Consider the following 13,266-nt stretch of genomic DNA (forward strand, 5'->3'; position numbering starts at 1 on the left):
GGTGATTAACTGGCCTTTTTGATCTGCGGGAGATCGAAGGCTTTGCGTAAAGCGCGTACAAACGCTTTATCGTGACAGATGGTTTTACCCGGACTGTCGGAGAGTTTCGCCACCGGTTTGCCATTACACTCCACCAGTTTAATGACAATATTCAGCGGTTTTACCTGCGGAATATCGCAGGTCAGGCGCGTACCAATACCGAAACTGAGATTCACCCGTGAGGAAAAGTGACGATACAGTTCGACGGCTTTAGTCAGGTCGAGATTATCGGAGAACACCAGCACCTTGGTCAGCGGGTCGATTCCCAGTTTCTGATAATGGCTAATGGCTTTCTCGCCCCACTCAACCGGGTCGCCCGAGTCATGGCGTAAACCTTGATAGCGGTTAGCAAACTCTGGGCCGAAGTCACGCAGGAAAGCATCCATGGTGATACAGTCGGTGAGCGCAATACCGAGCTTGTCAGGATATTCCATAAGCCAGGCCGCAAGCGCCGCACGCTGGCTGGTGGCAAGGTCAGGGCTGATTTGCTGATGCGCCTGGAACCACTCGTGCGCCTGAGTACCCATTGGCGTCAACGTCAGTCGGCGCGCCAGGTCATAGTTACTGGTGCCGGTAAACCAGGATTCCTGCTGCAGACGGCTGACGATGGCCTCCTGAACCTCGCGAGAAAAGCGGCGGCGCGTGCCAAAGTCCATCAGCCTGAAAGCCGACATATCGAGGTCAGCGGTCATCTGATTGAAGTCGACAAGCTTATGCTCCAGCATTTCAAGCGCCTCAGGCACACCGCATTCCGGTGAGCGATAGCGATGAACCAGCTCGCTTATCACCGCCAGCAACGGAACTTCCCACATGATCACTTCACGCCACGGGCCTTCAAGACGGATATTGAGTTTGCCGTTGTCGTTAGTGACGGTAACCTGCTGCGGGTCATAGCGGAAGTCGCGCAGCCAATCGAGATAGTCTTGCTTGAAGAACGGTAAACCGGATAGCCACTGGTATTCATCATCGCGCAAGGTGAGTGAACGCATAGCGTCGACTTGTTCGCGGATGGCGTCAGCATAAATGCCTAGCAGATCGTCACCACGGCAGCGAAATTCGGCCGCCACATTAACATCATAGTAGTGGTGGAAAACGGCCTGCTGCATATGCAGCTTGTAGGCGTCTGTATCCAGCAATGAATGCAGAACAGGGGAAGCGAATTGTGTCATGGTGCGCAATAGCATCCTCTCACAGGAGCGTTTAGTACATTAAACAACAGAGGGAGAATCGCTGGAGTATACCCTGTTTAACAATTTATTGAACCCCGATCACAACATTTGGCACGAAGAGCCACTTGTGCTTTTGTGCGTCATGTTGCGTAAATGTATCATTTTTACCTATTTGACTGGAAAAGATGAAGATTCTGCATAGCGTGAATAACACAACAGGAATAGACTGGAGCTGACATTTACATAAGATGCTAAAGGTTTTTTATGACACAACAGCCCCAAGCCAAGTACCGCCACGACTACCGTGCGCCGGACTACCTGATTAGTGATATTGACCTGGCCTTTGACCTGGATGCCGCAAAAACCGTCGTGACAGCGGAAAGCCAGGTTTCCCGCCACGCAGCGTCTGATGTGCCGCTCCGTCTGAATGGTGAAGATTTAACGCTTATCTCCCTTCATGTTAACGGACAACCGTGGACCGACTATAAAGAAGAAGATAGCCACCTGGTCATTTCTGGCCTGCCGGAGCGTTTTACGCTCAAGATTGTGAACGAAATTAGCCCTGCGTCGAATACGGCGTTAGAAGGGCTGTATCAATCTGGTGAAGCGCTGTGTACCCAGTGCGAAGCGGAAGGTTTCCGTCACATCACCTGGTATCTCGACCGCCCGGATGTGCTGGCGCGCTTTACCACCAAAATCACCGCAGATAAAAGCAAATATCCTTTCCTGCTTTCCAATGGTAACCGTATTGCCGAAGGTGAGCTGGATAATGGCCGTCACTGGGTGCAGTGGCAGGATCCATTCCCAAAACCGTGCTATCTGTTTGCGCTGGTGGCCGGCGATTTCGACGTGCTGCGCGATACCTTCAAAACCCGCTCCGGGCGTGAAGTGGCGCTGGAACTGTTTGTCGACCGCGGTAACCTGGATCGCGCGCCGTGGGCGATGACCTCGCTGAAAAATTCCATGAAGTGGGATGAAGAGCGTTTTGGCCTCGAATACGACCTCGACATCTATATGATTGTCGCCGTTGACTTCTTTAATATGGGCGCGATGGAGAACAAAGGGCTTAACGTCTTTAACTCCAAATACGTGCTGGCGCGTACTGATACCGCCACCGACAAAGACTATCTCGATATTGAACGCGTGATCGGTCACGAATATTTCCATAACTGGACCGGTAACCGCGTGACCTGCCGCGACTGGTTCCAGCTGAGCTTAAAAGAGGGCCTGACGGTGTTCCGCGATCAGGAGTTCAGCTCTGATTTAGGTTCACGCGCTGTCAATCGTATCAGCAATGTACGTACCATGCGTGGCCTGCAATTTGCTGAAGACGCAAGCCCGATGGCGCATCCGATTCGTCCAGATAAAGTTATCGAGATGAATAACTTCTATACCCTGACGGTTTACGAGAAGGGTGCGGAAGTGATCCGTATGCTGCACACGTTGCTGGGCGAAGCTAATTTCCAGAAAGGAATGCAGCTTTATTTCGAACGTCATGACGGCAGCGCCGCCACCTGCGACGATTTCGTCCAGGCGATGGAAGACGCGTCGAACGTGGATCTGTCCCATTTCCGCCGCTGGTACAGCCAGGCCGGTACGCCGATTGTGAGCGTACAGGACGACTACAACCCGGAAACCGAGCAGTACACCTTAACTATTCGTCAGCGTACGCCAGCAACGGCGGAGCAGGACGAGAAATACCCGCTGCACATTCCTTTTGATATCGAGCTGTACGATAACGAAGGCAAGGTGATCCCGCTGCAAAAAGACGGCCATCCGGTGCACCATGTGCTCAATGTCACCCAGGCCGAACAGACGTTTGTCTTTGATAACGTCTACTTCCAGCCCGTGCCTTCGTTGCTGCGTGAATTCTCAGCGCCGGTGAAACTGGAATATAAATGGAGCGATCAACAACTGACGTTCCTGATGCGTCATGCGCGCAACGATTTCTCACGCTGGGATGCCGCGCAGAGTCTGCTGGCAACCTACATCAAGCTCAACGTGGCTCGTCACCAGCAGGGGCAACCGCTGTCTCTGCCGATTCACGTGGCGGATGCTTTCCGGGCTATTTTGTTAGATGAGAAGATCGACCCGGCGCTGGCGGCAGAGATCCTGACGCTGCCATCGGCAAGCGAAGTGGCTGAACTGTTCGAGATTATCGATCCTATCGCGATTGCGGCGGTACGCGAAGCGCTGACCCGCACGCTGGCGACCGAGCTTGCCGATGAATGTTTAGCGATTTACAACGCCAACAAACTCGACAGCTACCGTGTTGAGCATGATGACATCGCGAAACGCTCGCTGCGTAATACCTGCCTGCGTTATCTGGCGTTTGGCGACCGTGAGCTGGCCGATAAACTGGTTAGCAAACAGTATCATGAAGCGGATAACATGACCGATGTGCTGGCGGCGCTGTCTGCGGCCGTGGCCGCAGAATTGCCATGCCGTGACGCGCTGATGCAAGAGTATGATGACAAGTGGCATCACGATGGTCTGGTCATGGATAAATGGTTCATCCTGCAAGCCACAAGTCCGGCGGACGATGTTCTGGAAAAAGTGCGTAAGCTGCTGACCCACCGTTCATTCAGCATGAACAACCCGAACCGTATCCGTTCTCTGATTGGTGCGTTTGCCGGCAGTAATCCAGCGGCGTTCCATGCCCAAGATGGTAGCGGCTACCAGTTCCTGGTGGAAATGCTCACCGAGCTTAACAGCCGTAACCCACAGGTTGCATCACGTCTGATTGAGCCGCTGATCCGCTTAAAACGCTATGACGCAAAACGTCAGGCGCTGATGCGTGCGGCGCTTGAGCAATTGAAAGGTCTGGAAAATCTGTCCGGCGATCTGTACGAGAAGATTGCGAAGGCGTTAGCCTAAGCACTGGTAGCCCGGCCGAGGCGTTAGCGCCGACGCCGGGAGGCTCGGAGCCTGTTCCCGGCGTCACTTCGTTCGGCCGGGCTACATTATCAACAAAAACGCCGCTGAGGTTCCCTCGCGGCGTTTTCTTTATCAAACATGTTCGGCCCGTCTTGCCGTACCTAATGCGGGAACCTGAATATCCCGCCGGTGTAATGCTTGCCAGAAAGTCTCCAGCGCGCTATCCAGACGATGATGCAAATTCGTGCTGAACTGCGGTTTATGCTGGTAATCGGTCACCTGACTGTCGTCAGCAAATACGCCTTGCAGGATCTCCTGCGCCTTCAGCGCATTCAGCACCGGTTTCAGGGCGTAGTCCACCGCCAGCATATGTGCGACCGTGCCGCCGGTGGCGAGCGGCAATACCACTTTACCTTCCAGCGCGCGCTCAGGTAACAGATCGAGCAGCGCCTTCAGCGCCCCGGCGAAAGAGGCTTTATAAACCGGCGTAGCAATAATCAGCCCATCCGCATGCGCCAGTTGTTCGGTCAGAGCTTGCAGGGCCGGGCTATCGAAACGGGCATAGAACAAATCCTCCGGGGAGAAATTTTGCAAATGCCAGTGGAAGACTTCGACATCTGCCGTCGATAATTTCTCCCGCGCGTACTCGAGTAAGGCGCTGGAGCGGGAAGGGAAGCGGGGACTACCGGCTAAAGTAATGACGCGCATGAACTCTCCTTATAACTAAAAACAAACATTAATCTAAATTTCATAACATTTGCATGAGTGTCGCAGAGCGCATAAGGAGGGCGAAATACTTTTTCCAGCGTTGGTTTACCAAAAAAGGCATAAAGGATTGCTGTGCGGGGGAGAAGCAAAGAAAACGTTTGCGCTTTTTTTGCCATAGGTCAATTCCCTTTCTGCGCGTTATCGCACATAATACGCCCCCGGTTTGCACACCGGGAATCCAGGAGAGTTCATGTACTATCCCTTCGTTCGTAAAGCACTTTTTCAGCTCGATCCAGAGCGCGCTCATGAATTAACATTTCAACAGTTACGCCGTATCACCGGCACCCCACTCGAAGCGCTGGTGCGCCAGAAAGTGCCGCAAAAACCGGTGACCTGTATGGGTCTGACGTTTAAAAATCCACTGGGGCTGGCCGCGGGCCTGGATAAAGATGGCGAATGCATCGACGCCTTAGGGGCGATGGGATTCGGCTCCATTGAGATAGGTACCGTCACCCCGCGTCCGCAACCAGGAAACGACAAACCGCGTCTGTTCCGCCTGGTTGATGCTGAAGGGTTGATCAACCGTATGGGCTTTAACAATCACGGCGTTGATAACCTGGTCGAGAACGTTAAAAAAGCGCATTTTGACGGTATCCTGGGGATTAATATCGGTAAGAATAAAGACACTCCGGTAGAGCAGGGTAAAGATGACTATCTGATTTGTATGGAAAAAATCTATGCCTACGCCGGTTATATTGCGATAAATATTTCCTCGCCAAATACCCCAGGGCTGCGTAGCTTGCAATATGGCGAAGCGCTCGATGATCTACTTTCCGGTATTAAAAATAAGCAATCTGAGCTTCAGGAAAAACATCACAAATATGTTCCTGTGGCGGTGAAGATCGCGCCGGATCTTTCTCATGAAGAGTTGATCCAGGTTGCCGACAGTTTAGTTCGTCACAATATTGATGGTGTAATTGCGACCAATACGACATTAGATCGTTCTTTGGTTCAAGGGATGAAATATTGCGATGAAATGGGTGGCTTAAGCGGTCGTCCATTACAATTAAAAAGTACCGAAATTATTCGTATGCTGTCAGCAGAATTAAAAGGTCAGCTGCCGATCATCGGCGTTGGCGGTATTGATTCAGTGACTGCGGCGCGCGAGAAAATGGCGGCAGGAGCTTCACTGGTACAAATTTATTCCGGTTTTATTTTTAAAGGCCCACCGTTGATTAAAGAAATCATTACCCATATCTAGTCTTTTTCCTGGTAATGTGATCCAGGGCTTTATTTCCGGCCCTGGTTGCTTTATATTTCCCTACTGTTGCTTATTTAAACATATTAGTCTTTTATTATTCAGGGCAACGTAACACAGCGGAAGAAACGGGCACAGCATTGGATGCGAAAATGATGGGGGAGAGCAATGCGAATTAAACCTGATGATAACTGGCGTTGGTATTATGATGAAGAGCACGATCGAATGATGCTCGATTTAGCCAATGGTATGTTATTTCGCTCGCGTTTTGCCCGCCGCATGTTAACGCCCGATGCATTTGATCCTACCGGTTTTTGCGTTGATGATGCCGCACTCTATTTTTCTTTTGAAGAAAAGTGCCGCGATCTACCGTTGTCCAAAGAACATCGCGCTGAGCTCATTTTAAATGCGCTGGTGGCAATCCGTTTCCTGAAGCCGCAAATGCCGAAAAGCTGGCATTTTCGTACCCATCACGATGCCTGGTCACCGACGACCGGCGACGCCGCTTGCGTGTGGCTAAGCGATGACAATAGCCAGGTGAATCTTTTAGTGGTTGAACCCGGCGAGAACGCCGCATTGTGTCTGTTAGCGCAGCCAGGTCTGGTACTTGCGGGGCGCACAATGCAGTTAGGCGATCCGATTAAAGTGATGAACGACAGGCTGCAACCGCAATTCGGAAACGTCGGTTACAACCTGGAACAAGCGGTTTAACGCTTTAGCTTCAGCGCGGTTTTAGGTACGCAACTGCAACTCAGTATCGTTCCGTCCTGGCCAATGGCGCTCTTCTTCAGCGGAGTCACTTCGCCTTCAAGTAACGTCACACGACAGCTTCCACAAAGTCCGGCACGGCAGGAATATGGAACGCGAATTCCCTGTTGTTCAAGCTGTTCGAGCACAATCTGCTGATTATTACCGCTAAATGCGCTTCCTTCCCACTCGATCTCCACCTCTGCATCCTGCTCGGCCTGCGGCGCAAGCGTGTCATCGGTTTTCCCGGCCGCGTAGGTTTTGGCCGTGCCGGTTGCGAGAATTTCCACCTTATCGCCCACGCGCACCACGCCGCTGTTACGGGCTATCAGGTTTTGTCCAAAATCGACATCGCCGTTAGCCGGGTCGGTGCGGAATGACTGCAAAGTGCTAAGCGGTTCACCCGCCGGATGTTTTTGGCCTTTCTCCGGGCTTATGGTGGTAAAGATACAGCGGCTGCATGGCTTCACAACGTCAAAGATGACATCACCGATGCGAATCGTTTTCCAACTATCCTCGGCCCATGCTTCTACGCCAGTGACCACCAGATTGGGGCGAAACTGTTCCATACTTACGCTGGCACGGCAGCGCTGCTGGACGTCCCGCAGCGAGGCTTCATTGGTAAGGAGGAAGGGGAAGCCGTCAGCAAACGAAAGCGGAACGGCGTCATGGCGTTTAACCCGGCGAGTCAAATCGGCGCCGAGCCAGCGCAGTTGTACATCGCGTTTGAAGAATGGCGACAGCCACTGATTGATGGCATCCGGGGCAATACGCGAGGTAAAATGGTTGCCCCAAACTTCGGTAGGCGACGCCTGAGTCGTGAAATCGGTGAAGCGTACCAGCGCGCTACTGCCATCCGGCGCGGTCAGATGTAGCCCATCATGCAGGACGGCAGGCGTAAAACGCACCATCGCCGGAAACTGCCGGGCGGTAATGAAGGTGCCATCGGGTTCGGTAATCATAAAAATGCGGTCGAACGCCAACCCGCTGATATCAGCAAAGGCGTGTGTCAGGCCGATGCCCCGCATAGATTTCACCGGATGAATAAAAAGCCGCGATAATGTAGCCACAACGCTGTCCCTGAGTCGAAATAAGCCTTTAACTTTATGACATGGGGCGCAGATTGGCTATAATGCGCAACAATTTTCTGCGAGTAAAAGTGACGATATGAATTCTCTGTTTGCCAGTACGGCCCGTGGGCTGGAAGAGCTGTTAAAAACTGAACTGGAAGGTCTGGGCGCGCAAGCGTGCCAGGTAACCCAGGGTGGCGTCCATTTCCAGGGCGATACACAGCTTCTGTACAAAAGCCTGATGTGGAGTCGTCTGGCTTCACGCATCATGATGCCGCTGGGGGAATGTAGCGTCTGGAGCGATCTCGATCTTTATCTTGGCGTGCAGGCTATCGACTGGACGTCAATCTTCACCCCTGATGCCACCTTCGCGGTCAGCTTCGGCGGCCTGAATGACAGTATTCGTAACAGCCAGTACGGTGCGTTGAAGGTCAAAGACGCCATAGTGGATGCCTTTACCCGCAAAAATCTGCCGCGTCCTAACGTCGATCGCGAAAACCCGGATCTGCGTATTAACGTGCGTCTGAATAAAGAAACCGCCTATATCTCCCTCGACCTGAGCGGCGATGGCCTGCACCTGCGTGGTTATCGCGACCGCACCGGTATGGCGCCTATCAAAGAGAACCTGGCGGCGGCTATCGTCATGCGTTCAGGCTGGGTACCCGGTACGCCGATGCTCGACCCGATGTGTGGTTCCGGTACGCTGCTGATTGAAGCGGCGATGTGGGCCACCGATCGCGCGCCAGGCTTACACCGCAGCCACTGGGGCTTTAGCGGCTGGGCACAGCACGACGAAGCGGTCTGGCAGTCGGTTAAAGCCGATGCGCAAACGCGCGCCCGCGCGGGTCTTGCGGCCTATGAGTCGCGTTTCTTTGGTTCTGACGTTGACGGACGCGTGGTGGAGCTTGCGCGCAGCAACGCCCGTCGCGCGGGGATTGGCGAACTGATTACCTTTGAGGTCAAAGACGTTGCTCAATTGAGTAATCCGCTGCCAAAAGGCCCTTACGGCACGGTCATCAGCAACCCGCCATACGGTGAGCGTCTGGAAAGTGAACCCGCGCTGATTGCCCTGCACAGCTTGCTGGGCCGCAGTATGAAAAATCTGTTTGGCGGCTGGAACTTGTCTTTGTTCAGCGCTTCTCCTGAACTGTTAAGCTGCCTGCAACTGCGCGCTGAACGTCAGTTTAAGGCTAAAAACGGCCCGCTGGACTGCGTTCAGAAAAACTATCACCTGACCGAAAGTACCGGTGAAGCTCCGGCATCGCTTGCCGAAGATTACGCTAACCGTCTGCGCAAAAATTTCAAAAAATTCCAGAAGTGGGCAAAGCAGGAAGGGATCGAATGTTACCGCCTGTATGATGCCGACTTGCCGGAATATAACGTTGCCGTCGACCGCTACGCCGATTGGGTGGTCGTGCAGGAATATGCGCCACCGAAAACCGTCGACGCCAATAAAGCGCGTCAGCGTCTGTTTGATATTATCGCCGCCACTATTTCGGTTCTGGGAATTGCGCCTAATAAGCTAGTGCTCAAAACCCGCGAACGTCAGAAGGGAAAAAATCAGTATCAGAAGATGAACGAGAAGGGCGATTTCATGGAGGTGAGCGAGTATAACGCGCGCCTGTGGGTCAACCTGACCGACTATCTTGATACCGGCCTGTTCCTCGATCACCGTATCGCACGTCGCATGTTGGGCCAGATGAGCAAAGGAAAAGATTTCCTTAACCTCTTCGCCTACACCGGCAGCGCCAGCGTGCACGCCGGTCTGGGCGGTGCGCGTTCTACCACTACCGTGGATATGTCGCGTACCTACCTCGAGTGGGCGGAACGTAACCTGCGCCTGAATGGTTTGACCGGTCGTCCGCATCGCCTGATGCAGGCGGATGTGCTGGCATGGCTGCGCGATACCGACGAACAGTTCGATGTGATCTTTATCGATCCGCCAACCTTCTCAAACTCTAAACGTATGGAAGACGCGTTCGATGTGCAGCGCGATCATCTGCGTTTAATGACCGATCTGAAACGTCTGCTTCGTAAAGGCGGCACCATTATGTTCTCCAACAATAAACGCGGTTTCCTTATGGACCACGACGGTCTGGCTGAACTGGGACTGAAAGCACAAGATATTACCCAAAAAACACAGTCGCCGGATTTTGCCCGTAACCGTCAGATCCACAACTGCTGGCTTGTCACCGCGGCCTGAAAGGAATAAAGAATGTCATTAATTAGTATGCACGGCGCCTGGCTATCGTTCAGCGATGCGCCGCTTCTCAATAATGCCGAACTGCATATTGAAGATAACGAGCGCGTTTGTCTGGTGGGCCGTAACGGCGCCGGCAAATCCACGCTGATGAAAATCCTTAACCGCGAGCTGGGGCTGGACGACGGGCGCATTATCTACGAGCAGGATCTGGTCGTGGCGCGTCTGCAACAGGATCCTCCGCGTAACGTTGAGGGCAGCGTTTACGATTTCGTCGCCGAAGGGATCGCGGAACAAGCGGTTTACCTCAAGCGTTACCACGATATCTCGCATCTGGTGATAACCGATCCGAGCGATAAAAATCTCCAGGAACTGGCGAAAGTCCAGGAACAGCTGGATAACCACGGTTTGTGGCAGCTCGAAAGCCGGATTAACGAAGTCCTGGATCAGCTCGGCCTGACCGCAGATACCGAATTGGCTTCGCTTTCCGGCGGCTGGCTGCGTAAAGCCGCGCTAGGACGTGCGCTGGTCAGTGCACCGCGCGTGCTGCTGTTAGACGAACCGACGAACCACCTGGATATTGAAACCATTGACTGGCTTGAAGGCTTCCTGAAGTCCTTCAAGGGGACGATTATTTTCATCTCCCACGACCGTTCATTTATTCGCAATATGGCGACCCGCATTGTCGATCTCGATCGCGGCAATCTGGTGACCTATCCGGGCAACTACGACCAGTATCTGCTGGAGAAAGAAGAAGCGCTGCGCGTTGAAGAACTGCAAAACGCTGAATTCGATCGCAAACTGGCGCAGGAAGAAGTGTGGATCCGTCAGGGTATCAAAGCGCGTCGTACCCGTAACGAAGGCCGCGTTCGCGCGCTAAAAGCAATGCGTAACGAACGTAGCGCGCGCCGTGAAGTGATGGGTAGCGCGAAGATGCAGGTCGAAGAAGCTTCTCGCTCCGGCAAAATCGTCTTTGAAATGGAAGATGTGAATTACCAGGTTGATGGCAAAGTACTGGTGAAAGACTTCTCCGCCCAGGTACAGCGTAGCGATAAAATCGCCATGATTGGCCCGAACGGCTGCGGTAAAACCACATTGCTGAAGCTGATGCTCGGCCAGCTTCAGGCCGATAGCGGACGAATTCACGTCGGTACTAAGCTGGAAGTCGCTTACTTCGACCAGCACCGCGCAGAGCTGGATCCGGACAAAACGGTGATGGATAACCTGGCGGAAGGGAAGCAAGAAGTGATGGTGAACGGTAAGCCGCGCCATGTACTGGGCTACCTGCAGGACTTCTTGTTCCATCCGAAACGTGCGATGACGCCGGTGCGTGCGTTGTCCGGTGGCGAACGTAACCGTCTGCTGCTGGCTCGTTTGTTCCTGAAACCGAGTAACCTGTTGATTCTCGATGAACCAACCAACGACCTGGATGTCGAAACGCTCGAACTGTTAGAAGAGCTTATCGACGGCTATCAGGGCACCGTCCTGCTGGTAAGCCACGATCGTCAATTTGTTGATAATACTGTGACCGAATGCTGGATCTTTGAAGGCAATGGGCGCATTGGTCGTTATGTCGGGGGCTACCACGATGCTCGCGGCCAACAGGCGCAATCGCAGTCGCGTCAACAACCGGTTGTGAAAAAAACGGCGGAAGTAGTTCAACCAAAAGCAGAAACTGTCAAACGCAGTGGTAGCAAACTAAGCTATAACCTGCAGCGCGAACTGGAACAGCTGCCGCAGAAGCTGGAAACGCTGGAAGCGGAGCTGGAAGCATTACAGTCGCAGGTTGCTGACGCATCGTTCTTTAGCCAGCCTCATGACCATACCCAAAAGGTACTGGCTGACATGGCACAGGCGGAACGCGCGTTAGAAGAAGCGTTTGAACGTTGGGAATATCTGGAAGCGTTGAAAAACGGCGCCTGATTGAGGACTTTTCATGTGCGAACAACATCATGCTGCGCAGCATATTCTGTGTTCACAGTGTGACATGCTGGTGGCGTTGCCGCACCTCGAGCACCGACATAAAGCAAACTGTCCACGCTGTGGTACGACATTAACCACCGCGTGGGATGAACCCAGACGACGCCCCACGGCGTACGTCCTGGTGGCACTCTTTATGCTGCTGCTGGCTAACCTGTTCCCTTTTATCAATATGAAAGTGGCAGGGGTGAGCAGTGAAGTTGAGCTGCTGGAAATTCCCAGCGTCATGTTTTCAGAAGACTACGCCAGTCTGGGTACTTTTTTCCTGCTGTTTGTTCAGCTGGTGCCGGCGTTTTGTCTCATCACCATTCTGTTACTGGTTAACCGCGTGCGGATGCCTTACCGACTGAAAACGTTTCTGGCGCGGATTCTGTTCGCGCTGAAAACGTGGGGCATGGCCGAAATCTTCCTCGCGGGCGTACTGGTGAGTTTTGTGAAGCTGATGGCCTATGGCGATGTCGGCGTGGGCAGCAGTTTCCTGCCGTGGTGTCTCTTCTGTCTGCTGCAATTACGTACTTTCCAGTGCGTCGATCGCCGCTGGCTATGGGATGATATCGGCCCGATGCCAGCGCTCTCGCAGCCGCTAAAACCGGGGATGACCGGTCTGCGGCAAGGGCTGCGTTCATGCTCATGCTGCACCGCTATTCTGCCCGCTGACCAGCTTGAATGCCCGCGCTGTCACAGCAAAGGCCACGCACGACGCAAAAATAGCCTGCAGTGGACGATGGCCCTGCTGGTGACGTCGATTCTGCTGTATCTTCCCGCCAATATCCTGCCGATCATGATAACCGATCTGCTGGGTGACAAAATGCCCTCGACCATTATCGCCGGGGTGATATTGCTGTGGAGTGAAGGATCGTATCCGGTGGCGATGGTGATTTTTATCGCCAGTATTCTCGTACCTACCTTAAAGATGATTGCCATTGCCTGGCTGTGTCTTGATGCAAACGGCCTCAAGCGTCGGAGCCGGGACAGCGAACGTATGCACCTGATTTATGAAGTGGTGGAGTTCGTCGGGCGCTGGTCAATGATTGATGTGTTTGTAATTGCCGTCCTCTCTGCGCTGGTGCGCATTGGGGGATTAATGAATATCTACCCGGCCATTGGCGCGCTGATGTTTGCGTTAGTCGTCATAATGACCATGTTCTCAGCAATGACCTTTGATCCGCGTTTGTCGTGGGATCGGGAACCTGAAGCAAGCCATGAGGAGTCGTAAAA

General features: G+C 53.2%; 9 protein-coding genes. 6 read left to right on the forward strand and 3 right to left on the reverse strand.

Annotated features, from left to right (window positions below; all coding sequences use genetic code 11):
* Positions 1–5: 5 nt before the first annotated feature.
* Positions 6–1,208 (reverse strand): nicotinate phosphoribosyltransferase, encoded by a 1,203-nt coding sequence (gene pncB, locus ACIPDS_RS00875; RefSeq protein ID WP_400731984.1) that lies wholly within the window; start codon positions 1,206–1,208, stop codon positions 6–8.
* Between the two features lie 264 nt (positions 1,209–1,472).
* On the opposite strand from pncB, the gene pepN reads away from it, so the two are divergent.
* Positions 1,473–4,085 (forward strand): aminopeptidase N, encoded by a 2,613-nt coding sequence (gene pepN, locus ACIPDS_RS00880; RefSeq protein ID WP_400731986.1) that lies wholly within the window; start codon positions 1,473–1,475, stop codon positions 4,083–4,085.
* 132 nt (positions 4,086–4,217) lie between these two features.
* On the opposite strand, the gene ssuE is transcribed toward pepN, so the two are convergent.
* Positions 4,218–4,793, reverse strand: a complete 576-nt coding sequence (ssuE, locus tag ACIPDS_RS00885; protein WP_400731987.1) for an NADPH-dependent FMN reductase — start codon at positions 4,791–4,793, stop codon at positions 4,218–4,220.
* A 250-nt stretch (positions 4,794–5,043) separates the two neighbouring features.
* On the opposite strand from ssuE, the gene pyrD reads away from it, so the two are divergent.
* The gene (pyrD, locus tag ACIPDS_RS00890; RefSeq protein WP_166514379.1) at positions 5,044–6,054 is read left to right on the forward strand and encodes a quinone-dependent dihydroorotate dehydrogenase; all 1,011 of its coding nucleotides are present in this window, start codon (positions 5,044–5,046) and stop codon (positions 6,052–6,054) included.
* 165 nt (positions 6,055–6,219) lie between these two features.
* A complete protein-coding gene (gene zapC, locus ACIPDS_RS00895; protein WP_166514378.1) occupies positions 6,220–6,762 on the forward strand; it encodes a cell division protein ZapC in 543 nt (180 codons plus the stop codon).
* Here zapC and ACIPDS_RS00900 read toward each other — a convergent pair.
* The gene (locus tag ACIPDS_RS00900) at positions 6,759–7,868 is read right to left on the reverse strand and encodes a YcbX family protein (protein ID WP_400731989.1); all 1,110 of its coding nucleotides are present in this window, start codon (positions 7,866–7,868) and stop codon (positions 6,759–6,761) included. The two genes, zapC and ACIPDS_RS00900, sit on opposite strands and share 4 nt — an antisense overlap.
* A gap of 97 nt (positions 7,869–7,965) precedes the next feature.
* Between ACIPDS_RS00900 and rlmKL the strand changes: the two genes are divergently transcribed.
* The 3 genes from rlmKL to pqiA are packed head-to-tail and all read left to right on the forward strand — an operon-like array spanning position 7,966 to position 13,264.
* Entirely contained in the window at positions 7,966–10,071 is a 2,106-nt protein-coding gene (gene rlmKL / locus ACIPDS_RS00905) for a bifunctional 23S rRNA (guanine(2069)-N(7))-methyltransferase RlmK/23S rRNA (guanine(2445)-N(2))-methyltransferase RlmL (protein ID WP_400731990.1), read from the forward strand.
* Positions 10,072–10,083: 12 nt separating this feature from the next.
* On the forward strand, positions 10,084–11,991 hold the full coding sequence (locus ACIPDS_RS00910; RefSeq protein ID WP_400731991.1) for an ABC transporter ATP-binding protein: 1,908 nt from the start codon (positions 10,084–10,086) through the stop codon (positions 11,989–11,991).
* Positions 11,992–12,004: 13 nt separating this feature from the next.
* On the forward strand, positions 12,005–13,264 hold the full coding sequence (pqiA, locus tag ACIPDS_RS00915) for a membrane integrity-associated transporter subunit PqiA (protein ID WP_400731993.1): 1,260 nt from the start codon (positions 12,005–12,007) through the stop codon (positions 13,262–13,264).
* Positions 13,265–13,266 lie beyond the last annotated feature (2 nt).

Source organism: Kluyvera sp. NPDC087067 (assembly GCF_044745165.1).
Taxonomy (GTDB): Bacteria; Pseudomonadota; Gammaproteobacteria; order Enterobacterales; family Enterobacteriaceae; genus Kluyvera.